The sequence below is a fragment of the Evansella sp. AB-P1 genome, from assembly GCF_029688925.1.
GTDB lineage: Bacteria > Bacillota > Bacilli > Bacillales > Salisediminibacteriaceae > Evansella.
On record NZ_JARUKY010000022.1, the window covers coordinates 19,019 to 34,976 of the forward strand.

Here is a 15,958-nt window from a genome sequence, read left to right on the forward strand (position 1 = left end):
TTTTCGGACTCGTGCTGATCCCACTGGAGTCGCCGCTATCCACTCATGAACTGTTTTATTTTCAGGGTAGACATCCATCCAAGTGGAAATTGCGCCATGGGGGATGAAAATTACTCATCTGGAAGTTCTTCTGTTCTATGCGGAAGTCGAAATTTGAAATCTAAAGACTTTTTACCAGAACAAATCAATTTTTTCTGCTTTTGCACGTCTCATTAAATTGGAAAAAACTTGGTGAAACAGAAGTTTCCCAAGCTTTTTTCACAAAAAGATATTATTTTAAAGTTCCTTTACTATTGTATTACATAGTTTGTCGTTTATTTCTTAAGGCTTTTGGAATGTATACACAATATGGTTCACTCTCTAGATAATCCCCTGTAATTGCATATGCTCTAGAACGAGAACCACCGCAAACTTGTTTATATTCACATACACCACATTTTCCTTTATAAACATCAGGATTTCTCAAATCCTTAAAGATTTTCGACTCTCTATAAATGGTTGAAAGTGGTGTTTCTTTTACGTTTCCAGCTTTAATAGGTAAAAGTCCACTAGGATACACATCTCCTACATGAGAGATAAATACAAAACCATTACCATCATTAACACCTTTAGGAGCACGACCTAATCCACCAATTTTACTCGTTGCCCCTTCCTTCAAAGCATCCTTATATTGGATGGCGTCTGTCTTTTCTACTCTGTTTTCTTTCATTTTATTTTGTATAACGACACGTCGATAATGCTGTGCAGCTGTCGTTTTAATATCAAAAGACACTTTCTTAGATAAATCATAAAGCCACTGAAATACCTTTTCGTGCTCTGCAGGCGAAATCATATCCTCCAATTGCCCTCGGCCTGTTGGGACAAGGAAAAAGACACTCCACAAAACACAATCTAACTCTTCCACAAGCTTTGCCATATCATCTAAATGATCATGATTATAGCGTGATATTACTGTATTGATTTGAATTGGCATTTCTAATTCATGTAAATAGCGAATAGCATTCATCGTTAGATCAAATGAGCCTGTCGTTCCACGAAAGTGGTCATGAATTTCTCCGTTTGGACCATCAATACTAAAAGCCCAACGTGATAATCCTACTTCCTTTGCTTTTTCCATAGCTTCTTTCGTAACATTTGGCGTTGCAGATGGTGTCATGGAAACACGGACACCTTTATTGATAGCATATTTAGCAATATCATAAACATCTTCACGCATTAGTGGGTCTCCCCCAGTAAATACGAGCATAGGATTATTCATAGAATAGATGTCATCAATAAGCTTTTTTCCTTCTTCAAACGTTAACTCTTGTGGATGACGTCGATATTGCGCTTCAGCTCGGCAATGGAGGCACTTTAACTCACATGCTCGAGTAAGTTCCCATATCACAATAAATGGATTTTCATCATAATTTTGAGGAAACATATCAATTACCCCTCCTTATATTTAGGACAACTCTTTTCCTACCTATACCTTTTAGCTTAGCTCTGTTAATAAAAGAATGATGTGACAATAATCACAAATGAAGGATATCAATGTTAAATGTTCACAAAATACCAACAAACTCACTAATGTCATTAGAAAAGCGCAAGGCGCACCAATTCCGCCTAAGTACAGCCTATACGGCGTAATATCGACATCCTGTCTCCCCCCAAATGTAAATGTTCTGGCCGTTTAAAAGTGCTTTTTACTTTTTATGCGGACAGGTTATTTGACACGAGGTGATGGCGCATCAATTTAACCTATGAACGCCCACGTCCTGTGGGCAACGGTTAAATCATCATTGTCCTGACACCTAGACAACGTTAGAAAAAATTTATAAATTCTAGTATCGAAAAAAAAGATATCTCTTAAAGAGGATTGATAAATCCAACTTTTTGAGACATCCTTCCATTTGCATATTCGTTAATTTATTTTTTTTCGATTACAACACACCATTGCTTTGGGCCTTCTTCTAGATAATCCCATTCGAATAATCCTTCTCGTTCAATCATGAATTGGTATTGTAATGGACGTGGATCATGATCGTTTGTTAATTGTAATGATTCTCCAGTCTGTAATCCATCAAACACCTCAAATATTTTTGGGTGACGAAGACGAGGTTCAATGTCTGGTGCATGAAGTTGTTGAACTATTTTTCTTTCTGCCATATTAGTTTCCTCCCTAACTTTTTCAAAAGTTATTATTCTTATAATCTATGACTATCGTATCGTATATCCTAATTTGAGGTTGTGAGGTAGAACACCATAATAGGAAATTTCAAACCTTCTTTTATTAACATAAATGAAAAGACAAAGATTTTAGCTACACTCGAACTTATTCTATATTGTTTTTCTTAACCTTCTCTTATAAGAATAGCAGGATTATCCATGTAAACTGATATATTAATCCATGGTTAAATAGCCTAAATAAATATATCGTTATTTTACAAACATTAAAAATTGTTTGAAAATAGGAGGAATTGCTTTTGGAATCAGGATCAATTGTAAAAAATCATATAATAAAACATAAATGGCAATACATTTTAGGCGTGATATTATTGTCCATCTCCTGTATTCTTCAATTACAAATCCCAGTATTTCTAGAATCTTTTGCCGACAGTGCAGAAGATGGAACATTAAATAATTCTCTTTTACTTCAACTAACAATAAGTGTTGTTCTCGTAGGCCTCGGCATCGCATTTTTTCGTTCCATCAGTCGAATTTACATCTTTCGATTATCAAGAATACTTGAAAAAAAGGTGAGGAGACGACTTTTTTCCCATTGGTTAAAACTTCCTTTGCAATACTACAATAAACAACGTATCGGCGATCTTATGTCTCATGCTATTAACGATGTGAATGTTATTCGAGAGGTAGCAATGGGGGGGATATTTCTTTCTATTGAAGTGGTTATTCTCATTACTATAGCCGTGACCATGATGGGAACAACAATTAATCCATGGCTTACTTTGGTGGTAATACTTCCCTTACCAGGATTAACTTTTTTAGCTTATAAATTCCGATTTCAAATTCAAAAACGTTCCAAGAATGTACAAGAGGCTATTAGCCATCTAACTAGTACTGTGCAAGAGTTTTGTTCCGGTATACGCGTTGTTAAAACGTATAGTCAAGAAAAGAATGAAAAGAAAAAATTTGAAGCAGAAAATAATAAAAACGTAAAAGCAAATCAACATCTTATCTTGACTAACTCAATGTTCATCTCTGCCAGTATGGCAATTGTAGGATTAAGCTATTTATTATCTATCTTTTTTGGCGGTCTCCTCGTCATGAATGGAACCATCTCACTTGGAGAATTCGTTGCTTTTAATACTTATTTGTCCTTGCTTATTCAACCAGTAGAAAACTTAGGAAAAGTTATCAATATTCTGCAAAGAGGCTGGGCATCAAACCATCGTCTTCGAACGATTTTCAATATTCAATCAGAGGTTCAAGATAACAAAGATGAGGTTCTAGAAGATATTGAAGTTCAGGGAGATATTCAAATTGAGAATTTATCATTCTCGTATCCAGATAGTGAAGAAACAACATTACGTAATATTGATTTAACTGTTCCTAAAGGAAGTAGCTTGGCTATTGTGGGGAGAGTCGGTAGTGGTAAAACTACATTAATTAACCTTTTATTGAGAACGTATAATCCACCTAGGGGATCTATTTTTATTGATGGGAACGATATTTTTCAAATCCCACTACAAACTCTTAGAAAGTCCGTAGGAATTGTTCCACAAGAAAACTTTTTATTTTCATCTGATATTAAGAAAAACATTGCTTTTAATCCAGGTTACTATGGTGACGAAGACGTAACAGAGGCTGCAAAACTAGCACAAGTTTATGATAATATTATTGATTTTCCTCAGGAGTTTCGAACACCTTTAGGTGAAAGAGGTATTTCCTTATCAGGGGGACAGAGACAACGAATTAGTATTGCAAGGTCGTTATTAAAAAATGCTCCCATTTTAATCTTTGACGATAGCTTATCGGCAGTAGATGCTCAAACAGAGGAAAAAATTTTAAAAGGATTAAAACAAAAAATGGATGGACGAACGACCATCATTGTGAGTCATCGAATTTCATCTATCAAACATGCAGACCAAATCATTGTGATGAATGATGGAGAAATTGTAGAACGTGGAACTCACGCTACCTTAATTAAACAAAAGGGGATTTACCGAAGAATGTATGAAAAACAAACATTCGGTCACAACAGAATCGTTGGTAATCAACGTAAAGAAATCTCCATAAAAAGGATGTAGGTGGTAGATAGATGAATATTCATAAAGAGAAACAGCTCGTAAATGTAGTTGATCGAAAACTTATTACTAAGTTATTAGTTTTTGCGAAACCATATTGGAAAAAAATATTACTCGCCTTTTTTTTAGCTTCCATATTCGTCGTGGCTAATCTAGCACAGCCGTACTTAATTAAAGTTGCTATCGATGATTACTTGACAGTACAAACATCTGTTGAAGAAAGCTTCCAAGGCTTTGTTATGATTGGAGTACTATTCTTATTTACAATTTTCTTAACCTCATCTATGACTTATCTTCAAGAAAAATTACTTCAGTTTACTGGACAGTCTATTATCTTTGACATTCGACAAAAGATATTTCGTCATTTAGCAAGTATGCACATGCAATTTTTTGATCGTAATCCTGTTGGAAGAATTGTAACGAGAGTTACCCATGATACAGAAGCATTGAATCAACTTTATTCTCAAGTAATTGTTAATTTAGTAAAAGAAGTATTAATTTTAATTGGTATAGTTTTTATTTTATTACAAATGAGTGTAGAGCTTACTCTATTAAGCTTTACCGTAATACCAATTCTCGTAATCCTTGTATTTTATTATAAAAGATTAATTCGAGATGCACACCGGTATACAAGACTATTGCTGTCACGTCTCAATTCTAACCTCGCAGAGAATCTAAATGGCATTGGAATTATTCAATTTTTCACACGGGAAAGGAAACAACTTCACCAATTCGATCATCTTAACAATGAACATTACCGTGCAGGAATGAGAGGCACCATTTTAAATTCCATTTTTAACCCTGCCATTGGTTTTCTAGGTAATATTGCGTTAGCGATCATCATTTGGTATGGGGGAAGAGGGGTTATGGATAGTGCGTTAACGTTCGGAGTTGTATATGCTTTTACTCACTATATACGTCAATTTTTCCAACCATTGATGGCGATTGCTGATAAGTATAATCAAATTCAAACCGCCATGGCATCCTCTGAAAGAATCTTTGATATGTTAGATGAAAAACCTCAAATTAATGATAGTCCTAACGCAAAAAACTTTCCAAATAAAATTGATGGAAAGATCCAATTTCATAACGTTTCATTTGCATATCAGCCTGATGAGTATGTTTTGAAAGATATTAGCTTTCAAATAAATTCTGGAGAGACTGTAGGATTTGTAGGTGCTACTGGAGCTGGTAAAAGCTCTATTATTAATTTAATTAATCGTTTTTATGATATTCAAAAAGGAACTATTTTTATTGATGGTTACGATATAAAACAAGTTAAAGTAGAGGATGTACGACGTAGAATTGGAGTCATACAACAAGATCCATTCATTTTTACAGGGGATGTATTGTATAATATTCGTCTTCATCATGAACACATTTCTGAAGAAGAGATTATTAAACTAGCAAAGTCAATCGGAATTCATGATTTTATATCTAGTTTACCTAAAGGCTACCAAACATTGTTAGGAGAACAAGGTGTTACTTTATCTAGCGGTCAAAAACAACTCATTTCCTTCTTAAGAGCATTAGCATTTGACCCTGACGTCCTTATATTAGATGAAGCTACAGCAAACATAGACACAGAAACGGAAGAACTTGTTCAACAAGCCCTTCATTATTTATCACATGGTCGAACGACAATTATAGTTGCCCATAGACTATCTACTATTAAACATGCTGATAACATCATTGTAATGGATAAAGGAGAGATTCGTGAAACTGGAAATCACGAAGAACTACTAAAGCAAAGAGGAATTTACCATCACCTATATGAATTACAAAACAAGGAAGCTATAGATACTAAGAATATGAGTTACTCCTCATCATAAGAAAAGGGTTACCTAGAAGCTCCTATTATTACCTTACAAAAGTAACCACCATTGCATAAAAAGTAGCAATGGTGGTTTATTATTTCTCCCATAGATAACTGAATTTGGGAAGCCTCTACTTTTTCGTCACTCTCTTTGTTCTATGCCTCTTTGCAAATTCCGTTGGAGACATTCCTACAACCTTTTTAAATGTTCGACTAAAATAAAATTCATCATGATAACCTACACTTTGCGCAATTGCTTTTAATTTATATTCAGATAAAACAATTAATTCTTTTGCACGGTCCATTCTTACATGTCTTAAGTAATCCATTGGACTATATCCAATAAACTTTTTAAATAAACGGGAGTAGTGACTTACACTCATACCTGCCTGCTGTGCTAAGGAATGAACAGTAATTTTTTCATTATAGTGAGATATAAGATATTCAATTGTCGTATCAATGGCATTTGTTGTATTACCAGTAACTTTCTGTGAACGGAAGTCTTGTATGATAGTTAATAGAAGTTCATTGAATAAGAGCTTCCTTTTCATAGCAACGATCGCCCCCCTTCGTTTTCTTAAGTAATAAATTTGTTCAAATAGGTTTATTACTTGTGGAGGGTTTTGTAATTTATACATACCTGATAAGGGAAATTCAACATTCTCTCCCTTTTCTAGCTTCCAATTTTCCCTTTCAACATGAGCAATAGCATATGTAAAACGAACAAAAAAGTATTCAAGTGGTTCTTTCGAATCAGAATATCGTTCACACTCCATATTTGGCTTTAAGAAAAATAGTTTACCTGGCTCCACAGGATAATTTGTCCCATCAATAATAAGCTCTCCTTTCCCCTTTGCAATAATCCAAATAGAATGGAATGAATGCTCCCACGTATGGAACTGTTTTGTAGGTATACATTGCTTATAGCCTACTAATGAAATAGAAAAAACGAAACGATTTAACTTAGACATAACTTCTCCAGGCTTTATCATCTTTTATCACCCTTATATTGTCATATATTTTCTGCAAGTTGTGGAATAAATTGGTCCTTTTTTTATAAATTAATTTCATTTATAATGTAATGTTGGAAAGGAGGTTAGGCATGACTGACGTAAAACAATATATTTTCTTTGATTTTGAAATGTTATGTTCTGATCGAGGAATGCCATACGAAAAGATGGAAGGCATACGTCTTGGTGCAGTTAAATATGACATCCGTTCAAATACTACGATGTATTTTGATCGCTTTATTAAACCACAAAGCAAGAAACCGTTATCAAGCTTTTGCAAAGAACTTACTGGAATTAAGGATTGTGATCTCATAAATGCAGATGAATTTAAACATGTTTTTGAAGACTTTCTAACATGGGTTGGAGGAATAAAACGATCACGCTTTTTTTCTTGGTCATCAAGTGATTTAACTCGTCTCAAAATTGACAGTGAAAGTAATGATATTCCATTTACTACAATAAACAAAATTGAAAAAAGGTATATCGATTTCCAAGCTATTTTTACAAAACGAGTATCAAAAAATAACCCTTCCGTTGAAAACGCTTTGCAATTGTATGGACTTTCCTTTATTGGTGATGCTCATAATCCAATGCATGATGCGTATAATACACTTCGAATTTATTTAACGTTTTTACATGAACCATTGAGAACAGACAAAATAATGCTTAAACAATTTATCTTTGAAAATGTTCCAGATGAACCTAAACTTATAAATCGAAAAGTAGCAAACGCATTACAGAAAGATATGAGTCAATTTAAAGAAAACTTAAAAGAGTTTTATCATTTAAAAGATGCTTATAAAATGATTAAGAAAACAAAACAAATGGTAAGAAAATATGAAAATATCTTAATTAATAGATCTGGTCTTTTTTCTAATGAAAATGTGGAAAAGATTAAGTATTTAGTAGAATTTTATCACGATTTACTAGTATCTTATCATGAACATTCCAGCTACTCCTCTAAAATTATGATATTGGATGAAAGTATTCTTTCTCCTCTAAACGAAGTTTTGTGAAGGATGATTATTATCTTCCTTCGTACATAGTATATTAATTCAAAAGGTGGTTATGTATCATTGGATAAACCCTTTCGTACCATCATGACGAAAGGGGTGTAAGAGCAAATCTTTTCATTTAATCCATTCTACAATTTCATTAAATGGCTTTCTTGTTTTAGGGCGCGGTTCCTTCACTCTGTATCCGAAGGTCACCATTACCGATATATCAAGATGACCATTTTCTAATAGGCCTTCTTCATCTAGGATGGTATGTACAGCGTCATAATCAAACCCTTCTATTGGGCATGAATCAATTCCTATCTGGGCTGCTGCTGTCATCATATTCGCTAATGCAATATATGTTTGCTTAATTGACCAATCAAAGATTGTACGTTCGCTTTCTAACAAATGTAAATCATTCTCTTGAAAGGACTTGTACCTTTCTTGTATTTTCCCCAGCAATTCAGGTGGAAATCCCTTAACATCTAACATATGCTTCTTAATATATTGCGAATCATATTTAACATCCTTAATTGTTCGTGCTAAAATAATGACGAAATAACTGGCAGTTGGAATCTGTCCCTTTCCTCCCCATGTTACTTTATGTAGCTTATCTTTCAAATCAGGATTCTCAATAACAAGGAACTTCCATGGTTCGATACCAATTGAACTAGGAGACAGTCTTCCAGTCTCTAAAATGAATTTGAAATCATCTTCTTTTACTTTCTTATTTGGATTAAATTCTTTTGTTGCATGTCTAAATTTAAAGGTCTCTATAATCTCTTCTTTTCTCATTTCCTTCTTTTTCCTATCCAACACAAACACCCCATTGTAAAATTATCTGAGCATTCCCTTAGCTCAGAAGTATTGGTCATCACTGAAAATAATATTGTAATAATCATGATGAGCTCTGTTATAACGTGATTATCTTCATTCTGAGAAAAAGGGATACCAATTTAAATTAATATTGGATATGTGAAGTCAATCACACAATACAATTTTGTCATAAACAACTTTATTTATCAAAAATTTAGCTTTATTCATATGTTTCATCATCTATTGTTTTTCTATTTGTGGTAATGATCTCCTCACATAAAAATACCTTTCTGTCTAAACCTAATAATGTTTGGAGCAACATTTTGTTTTTCCAACATTCAAAAGGAGGGCGACTAAAATGGATATGTTTGGTATGAAAAAAAGAAACAATAATAAAAATGGATTAATGATGTCATTAGTTGGTATAGGTATTGGGGCTGCTGCCTATGGAATGATGCGCGGCCGTAATAATAGCAATAGTAATAATGGAAATGCAACGAATAATAACATAATGGAGCCAGTACAAAACGCCATTAATCAAATGCGTAATAGCTAATAAGGATAAATCCATCCTATTAATTCTGGAGGCTATTACGAATAATGGAAGGTATCCTTAATAAAATTTTAAGGATACCTTCCATACAATTTTTTACTCTTTTAATTAAACTTTCTTTGCTAATTTCTTAAATTCCTGCTCTAAAGTAGCTTTTTGATCAGGATCTGTCAAAGACTTAAAACGATTCACTTCTTCATGTATTGCTTGAATTAGCCTATTTTTAAGCTCCGTTTCCATAGTTCTGAGCTTTTCATCAAGCTGTTTTAATATCAATTCTGTACATAGAGAAATAACCCTTGCTGCATCTTTACTACCGTTAAAAACTAGCTTTTCCTTCACCACTTTCACTTTCCCTTGTTCAAAAAAATCTTTCTTAGACTTTACTTCGTTTCGATATATTTCTGTTTCTATTTGTAGTTTTGGGTATTGGATTTTAAAAGAATCAGCTGTCATCTCAACCTTTGTCTCACATGAAACATAAGGAAGAAACTTCCTAATCAAATGTAATTTTTCTCCCATCCATTTTTCTAAGCGCGTTACTAATATTTGTTCAATACGAATCAAATTCCCTTCAATTTCTTGTTTAAGAAATTGATCACCAAAATGCTTCCACTCATTCACACCATTTTCAAATTGTTTAAATAGCTCTTTTTTATTATCACTAGTCATCACTGCTACATTAATCGCTGTGGTGAAATAATCATTTAATACGTAGGTCATACGTTCCTTTAAATACGTACTTAATTGCTCTAAATCATTTTGAACATCTCTGTCTAGATATTGTAGTGATGATTCATTGACTTTAGAAATCTGTTCCTCTACCGTTCGTTTAAGCTGTAAATAATTTTCTTGTTGCTCTTCCTCTGATCTACTCATCAGAGTTATACTATCACCAATTTTATTAACATAATGACGAAGTTCATCAGTGATTAGATTGACACTTAACATTTTCAATTGCAAAATGGTGTCTTTGTAAAAGGAGTGTTCAAATTTCCCAAAGGACGTTTCTTGAATGGTACCTTCCTTTTTAGCTACTAGTCCATCTCTACTCGATAGGTCGTAAAGTCGTGGCTTCATAATTCCATTACTTATTAATTGATCTCTCACATGCTTTTTGACACCATTTAATTCCCCAATACTTCCTGCTAAATCAGAAGCATTTATAATAAAATATAACTTATCATTCTGAAAGCTCTCATTGACCTTCCCTATTTGCTGTAAAAAATATTGATCTGCTTTTGAAAAGGAGTGATTGTAATAGGTCAAATAAAAAATTGCATCAGACTTTCTAAGCTGTTGAAAAGCAACATTTGTATGCCTTCCATGTATAGAATTAACCCCTGGAGTATCTACTAATATAATGCCACTTTCTGTGACTGGACAATTATAATAAATATTGACCTCACTCACTAGGCTTGCTTTTTTTTCATTCGTAATTATTTCATTTACATCTACAAGATCTACAATAAATTCATTCCCTAAGTTCCATTCGGTTGAAGTTAAACTTTCTTTTAATGTAACTAAATATTGGCTACACGTTCTTTGCCAGCTTGATAAATTCTTTTCTTTTAAAGGCTTCCAACTAGTTAGATTATAAAGGTCTAAATTTATCCCAAGTTGTTCACTTAATGATTTTACTTCATCATTTAGCATTTCATTCGATTTTAAAGATATTCTAGCTGTACCGTGAGGATTCTTTTCATTTCCCCTTTGGATGATGTTCACCGTTGCTGTAGTTGGATTTGGTGATACAGGAAGAATATTTTCACCTATTAACGCATTTGCAAAGCTTGATTTACCAGCACTAAAAGCACCAAATAACGAAATAACAAACTCTCTTTCACTATATCGCTTTATTCGTTCAATAATGCTGTTACGATCATCATACAGCATAGCTTGTTGCCTATTCGAAAGTAATATCTCGTTTATTGATTGAAGCCAATGACCAGTTCCTTCTTCATCAAATGTAACAGGTTCCTCTTTATCTTCAATGATCTTTTCCGCATCAATGACACTTTCTGTCGGTAGCTGAATATTCATTGACTTTTTCTTTTCTACGTCTGGATATGATTTTTGGCCAGCCTGTTCTAATAATTCTCGGTAATATGTGTCTGGTGGGAATTTATTAATAATATCCTCAATCTTTTCTTTTTGCCTTTTATACCTTTTTTCAATGTCATTTAATTCTGTCGAGTAATCTTCTACTGCTTTTAGCTTCTGTAAACGTTCTTCAATTCTAATAATATTTTGTTTTACATTCTCCTCCAAACCAGCTATTTGTTGATCTAGCACGACTTTCCCTTTATTTTCTATTTCCTTAACAATGATTGAGGTTATTTCCTTTGTAAAGGTGTACACGTAATCCCTATTCGTTATATTTGACTTCACACGTTCCTTTAACCATGAAGCCGACACCGTAAAAGTAAGCTTATTTATAGCTTCTTCAAATTCACTTACATTTGTAAGATGGGACCGATCTATTTTTTGAAAATACGTTTGTAAATGAAATAATAATTGGGTTTTTATTTTATTTTGCAGCTCATTTACAACCAGCTGTAATCGTCTTTCTTGTTCTTCCTCCGTTTTTTTCTTAGAAAACAAAAAACCTACCTTGAAACCAGGTTGAATACTTTCGATCCAGTTTCTTGTTAGTTCTGTTGTCGTATAAGGAAAAAGAGTTACATTCTTAAATAATCCGCCAAGCTCTTCTGTATATTCTTTTCTAATGTTTGTTTTATAATTTTTTAATGATTCAAGTTCTTTTTTTAACTCTTCTTGCTCTTTTAATAAAGAAAAATCTAATCCTTCACTTTCCATATTAGCAACAACTTCGTCTTTTTTCTCCCGTTCTTCCTCGGTAATTCGTTGCTGAACAATTTGATAAAACCCTTGCTCTAGACGAAGCTGCGAACTCTGAAGGAGCTGTTCATTATTAAATAAAAGAGACTTTATTTCTCTTTCAAATTGTACGTATTGATTGTGAGGATGTGTTTTTTCTTTCATCGTTGTAAAATAAATTTTATGAATATGAATATCCCATTGATTAAATACATCAAGTATGGATTGCTTGAATTTTGAAAAGGGTATTTCTTCCTCGTTGTGCTTATCTATTTGATTAATGACAATATAGATTGTCTTTTTTTCTAAAGACAGTTGTTTCAAAAAATATAAGTTTGTTTCTGATTGAACATGGTTGTAATCCATAACATAAACGATTACATCCGTCGTGTATAACTGCTCCACTGTAACAGCTTCATGTGATTCATCTGTTGAATCAACACCAGGTGTATCCAAGATGGAGCTATTTTCTCCTAAAAACGGGAGAGGAGCTTTGATGGATATATTCGATATCTCTTGTCCGTCCATCCCCCACTCTCTTACTTTATTCCAAGGAATCTCTTGGTTCCAACTATTTTCAACTCCTCTTTTAATAATGCTTAAGCCTAATTCACCATTTGTTATATTAATAATATTTGCACTCGTTGGTATAGGACTAGTAGGTAATATATTTGCTCCTAATAACGTGTTAATGATTGTTGATTTACCTGAAGAGAAATGTCCACTAAAGGCTATTTCAAATGTATTGGAATTACTTTTTTCATTTATTTTCCTGAAACGGTTTCTTTCGTCTTCTAATAAAGATATCTCACTATCAATATGTACTTGTTCTTTTAATACAGTCACTTTACTCATCACCTCTGTACTTTCTACTATAACAAATATCAAAATAATGAAAAGTATTTTACATTTCCAAATTCTTCGATCGATGAAAATTCTATTAAAAACTTGTAGTCCTGTTAATTTTCCATTTGAATTTTAGATTTCTCTCGTCTGTCTTTTCTCATTAAATAAACATAAGTAACAGAAGCTAACAAACAACCAAACAATGTGATAATTCCACATAACAGATAAGCTCCTTGAGGTGAAAAATGCTCCATATACCAACCGCCACCAGCACTACCTATTAAGCCACCCATTCCCATAGTAGAAGCCATAAACATTAGCTGTCCTGTAGCTAACAGTTCCTTCGGTAATTGCTTTGTTACATATGTGAAGGCTGCAACAAATAAAAAAGGAAAAGTTATTCCTTGCATCCCTTGTAAATAAATTAGTATTTGAGGGTCATCAAAGTAGCCGTACAAAAACCAGCGTATAGAAAAAAGAAATGCTGCAATTGCTACGAGTCCTATTTCATGATAACGCTTAATAAGCATTCCTGTTAAAACAAAGGCAGGTACGGAGGAAAAAGTAGCAATCATCCAAGCAAGACCAACTTGTGATTCCCTTCCTCCTACCTCCGTTAAGTAAATAGAAAATAAACTATCATTCATTTTGTGTGTGATAAGTAAAATAAAGGTTATAAATACCATCCATAAATACTTTTTATTCTTTACTATAATTTTTACGGAAGATATAGAAATTGGTGCCTGGTTTTTTCCTCCTCTCCGTTTATCATATAGAAGAAAAACAAGAGGAATAGCTACAATCATAATAATGCCATACATCCAACCAATATATTGGATCCCAACTATGCCAATGATAATTCCTAATATAAAAGAGGAGGTACCAACACCTACCGTCCCACAAGATCGAAGTACTCCGTAGTTTTTATTATGATCTGTAGCAAATTGCATGGCTATACTATCTGTTAACGGTCCGCTAGAAGTCATAAAAAACATAAAAAATGTATAAAGAAAAATGATTAAAATAAATGTATTAGCAGAAAAAAACAAGCTACTAGTTAACAACGAAAAAATCATTACAAACAATAATACTGTTCTCGTCGACTTAATTTTATCACTTACAAAACCCCAAAAAGGCTGGCCAATAACGGATATAATAGAACCCATTGCAACAATCAATCCAATTTGGTCCTTTCCTAAGCCTTGACTTTGGAGATAAAGGGGAACATACATAATCACAACAGAAAAGGAGAAAAACAACGTAAAATAAAATAACCCAATTCGCACCATAATTTATAACTCCTTTAGTAAGAAAAGCACAAGGCGCCCCAATTACGCCTAAGTACAGCCTACGTCCTATAGGCAACGGCGTAATATCGACATCCTGACTCCTAGACATCAATAGAAAAAACATATAAATTCTTACTTAAAAAAACAGTTTTCTTTTTGATAAAAATCTTGTATTATACGTAAAGGATAACATTAAATTACTGTAGCATCATTTTATATGAACCATGATAAAAAGATGTTCCCAATAATATCTTAAACAATTAAAACTAAATAAAAAGCTTAAACAACCTATTTTTATAGGTTGTTTATGGGAAGGCAAATGGTGCGCCACCAGCATTACCTGGTTCTAGTGGGTTCGATTCCCACCCCGAAATTTTTGTACGTTAAAAAATTTCGAGGGTGGATCCCTATGGATTGGTCTGCCCTCATTGTGGAGGGAATAGAATGCTGAAGAAAAGAGAAATGCAGGATTGTCAGGCTTTATACGAACTAATGGTGCACCCAGACGTCTTCCCTTTTGTTCGTCAAAAAGCATATTCATATGATGAGTATTTATTTTTAACAAAGCAGATAATAGAAGAGGAAGAACAAGGAAATTTAATCAGTCGTACAATAGTAGATGAATGGGGTTCTCCTATCGGGACAATTAATTTATTTGATATACAACAACAAGCTGGCTTTTTAGGAACATGGCTTGGAAAACCATTTCATGGTAAGGGCTATAATAACTTAGCCAAAGACGCATTTTTTAATGAATTATTTTATGACTTAAACATTGAACGAGTATTTTTAAAGATTAGAGTCGAAAATAAACGTTCTAATAATGCTGTACGAAAACTACCGTATGCAACGTTAGCGAACGAAATACACCAATCCCTTTATTTAGAGATTAATAATGGAATTGATCAATATAACCTTTTTGAGGTTTCGAAGGATTACTTCACACTTCACTCCATGCGTGCTACAGTTGCGTCTAATGAAAGAGAACACCTTAAAGAAGCATAATGAATAGTTTGAGAAATATGAAAAACTACGGGAATTGCACCGTAGTTTTTTTACATTAAAGCATTTTAAACTGATTATCTATTCTCATATAATGCGGATTTTACAGCCTTTTCTATCTCTTCATATCCAGTGCACCTACATATATTGGATTTTAACCATTCTTTTATTTTTTCATCTGTCGCATCTGGGTGATGGTTTATTAAAGCCTCACAATTCATAATAAAACCTGGAGTACAGTATCCACACTGAAATGCGAATTCTTCAATAAATGCTTTCTGTATGGTCGTATTCCTTAATCCCTCTATCGTAGTAATCTCTTTATCAATTCCTTCAATTGCTAACATTAGGCATGATTTCATAGGCATACCATCGATTGTTATTGTGCAGGCTCCGCAATCACCATTCAAGCAACCTGGCTTTGCCCCGGTTAAGCCCAAATTTTCACGTAATACATACAGCAAAGTATCACTATGACGAATCGTCGTTTCCCTTAGTTCCCCATTTATCTTTAATGTAATACTTATTAAAGACATTGAT

12 protein-coding genes are annotated in these 15,958 nt (G+C 33.4%); 5 read left to right on the forward strand and 7 right to left on the reverse strand.

Going from position 1 to position 15,958, the window contains the following annotated elements; genetic code table 11:
• Window positions 1-298: 298 nt before the first annotated feature.
• Window positions 299-1,423 carry a TIGR04053 family radical SAM/SPASM domain-containing protein gene (locus QA612_RS18955; protein ID WP_278285400.1) on the reverse strand — a complete coding sequence of 375 codons (1,125 nt, stop codon included), beginning with the start codon at window positions 1,421-1,423 and terminating at the stop codon, window positions 299-301.
• 485 nt (window positions 1,424-1,908) lie between these two features.
• The gene (locus QA612_RS18960) at window positions 1,909-2,148 is read right to left on the reverse strand and encodes a DUF2249 domain-containing protein (RefSeq protein ID WP_278285401.1); all 240 of its coding nucleotides are present in this window, start codon (window positions 2,146-2,148) and stop codon (window positions 1,909-1,911) included.
• Window positions 2,149-2,465: 317 nt separating this feature from the next.
• Between QA612_RS18960 and QA612_RS18965 the strand changes: the two genes are divergently transcribed.
• Both QA612_RS18965 and QA612_RS18970 read left to right on the forward strand, forming a co-directional pair.
• Window positions 2,466-4,250, forward strand: a complete 1,785-nt coding sequence (locus QA612_RS18965; protein WP_278285402.1) for an ABC transporter ATP-binding protein — start codon at window positions 2,466-2,468, stop codon at window positions 4,248-4,250.
• A gap of 11 nt (window positions 4,251-4,261) precedes the next feature.
• A complete protein-coding gene (locus QA612_RS18970; protein WP_278285403.1) occupies window positions 4,262-6,079 on the forward strand; it encodes an ABC transporter ATP-binding protein in 1,818 nt (605 codons plus the stop codon).
• 115 nt (window positions 6,080-6,194) lie between these two features.
• Here QA612_RS18970 and QA612_RS18975 read toward each other — a convergent pair whose 3' ends face one another.
• Entirely contained in the window at window positions 6,195-7,055 is an 861-nt protein-coding gene (locus QA612_RS18975; protein ID WP_278285404.1) for an AraC family transcriptional regulator, read from the reverse strand.
• 110 nt (window positions 7,056-7,165) lie between these two features.
• Between QA612_RS18975 and QA612_RS18980 the strand changes: the two genes are divergently transcribed.
• Entirely contained in the window at window positions 7,166-8,089 is a 924-nt protein-coding gene (locus tag QA612_RS18980; RefSeq protein ID WP_278285405.1) for a 3'-5' exonuclease, read from the forward strand.
• 114 nt (window positions 8,090-8,203) lie between these two features.
• Here the strand turns inward: QA612_RS18980 and QA612_RS18985 are convergent, their stop codons facing one another.
• Window positions 8,204-8,866: an NAD(P)H-dependent oxidoreductase gene (locus QA612_RS18985; protein ID WP_278285442.1), complete on the reverse strand. Its 663-nt coding sequence runs from the start codon at window positions 8,864-8,866 to the stop codon at window positions 8,204-8,206.
• A 379-nt stretch (window positions 8,867-9,245) separates the two neighbouring features.
• Between QA612_RS18985 and QA612_RS18990 the strand changes: the two genes are divergently transcribed.
• Window positions 9,246-9,443 (forward strand): hypothetical protein, encoded by a 198-nt coding sequence (locus QA612_RS18990; protein ID WP_278285406.1) that lies wholly within the window; start codon window positions 9,246-9,248, stop codon window positions 9,441-9,443.
• A 105-nt stretch (window positions 9,444-9,548) separates the two neighbouring features.
• On the opposite strand, the gene QA612_RS18995 is transcribed toward QA612_RS18990, so the two are convergent.
• Both QA612_RS18995 and QA612_RS19000 read right to left on the reverse strand, forming a co-directional pair.
• The gene (locus tag QA612_RS18995; RefSeq protein ID WP_278285407.1) at window positions 9,549-13,127 is read right to left on the reverse strand and encodes a dynamin family protein; all 3,579 of its coding nucleotides are present in this window, start codon (window positions 13,125-13,127) and stop codon (window positions 9,549-9,551) included.
• Between the two features lie 113 nt (window positions 13,128-13,240).
• Window positions 13,241-14,416, reverse strand: coding sequence for an MFS transporter (locus QA612_RS19000; protein WP_278285408.1), 1,176 nt, complete (start codon window positions 14,414-14,416; stop codon window positions 13,241-13,243).
• Window positions 14,417-14,860: 444 nt separating this feature from the next.
• On the opposite strand from QA612_RS19000, the gene QA612_RS19005 reads away from it, so the two are divergent.
• Entirely contained in the window at window positions 14,861-15,421 is a 561-nt protein-coding gene (locus QA612_RS19005; RefSeq protein ID WP_278285409.1) for a GNAT family N-acetyltransferase, read from the forward strand.
• 74 nt (window positions 15,422-15,495) lie between these two features.
• Here QA612_RS19005 and QA612_RS19010 read toward each other — a convergent pair whose 3' ends face one another.
• On the reverse strand, window positions 15,496-15,954 hold the full coding sequence (locus QA612_RS19010) for a (2Fe-2S)-binding protein (RefSeq protein WP_278285410.1): 459 nt from the start codon (window positions 15,952-15,954) through the stop codon (window positions 15,496-15,498).
• Between the last annotated feature and the right edge of the window lie 4 nt (window positions 15,955-15,958).

Bases quoted from the DNA above. Each gene is read 5' to 3' on its own strand.
- QA612_RS19010 (WP_278285410.1), bottom strand. From the start codon at position 15,954: ATGTCTTTAATAAGTATTACATTAAAGATAAATGGGGAACTAAGGGAA.
- QA612_RS18975 (WP_278285404.1), bottom strand. From the start codon at position 7,055: ATGATAAAGCCTGGAGAAGTTATGTCTAAGTTAAATCGTTTCGTTTTT.
- QA612_RS18985 (WP_278285442.1), bottom strand. From the start codon at position 8,866: ATGAGAAAAGAAGAGATTATAGAGACCTTTAAATTTAGACATGCAACA.
- QA612_RS18980 (WP_278285405.1), top strand. From the start codon at position 7,166: ATGACTGACGTAAAACAATATATTTTCTTTGATTTTGAAATGTTATGT.
- QA612_RS18955 (WP_278285400.1), bottom strand. From the start codon at position 1,423: ATGTTTCCTCAAAATTATGATGAAAATCCATTTATTGTGATATGGGAA.
- QA612_RS18990 (WP_278285406.1), top strand. From the start codon at position 9,246: ATGGATATGTTTGGTATGAAAAAAAGAAACAATAATAAAAATGGATTA.
- QA612_RS19000 (WP_278285408.1), bottom strand. From the start codon at position 14,416: ATGGTGCGAATTGGGTTATTTTATTTTACGTTGTTTTTCTCCTTTTCT.
- QA612_RS18970 (WP_278285403.1), top strand. From the start codon at position 4,262: ATGAATATTCATAAAGAGAAACAGCTCGTAAATGTAGTTGATCGAAAA.
- QA612_RS19005 (WP_278285409.1), top strand. From the start codon at position 14,861: ATGCTGAAGAAAAGAGAAATGCAGGATTGTCAGGCTTTATACGAACTA.
- QA612_RS18960 (WP_278285401.1), bottom strand. From the start codon at position 2,148: ATGGCAGAAAGAAAAATAGTTCAACAACTTCATGCACCAGACATTGAA.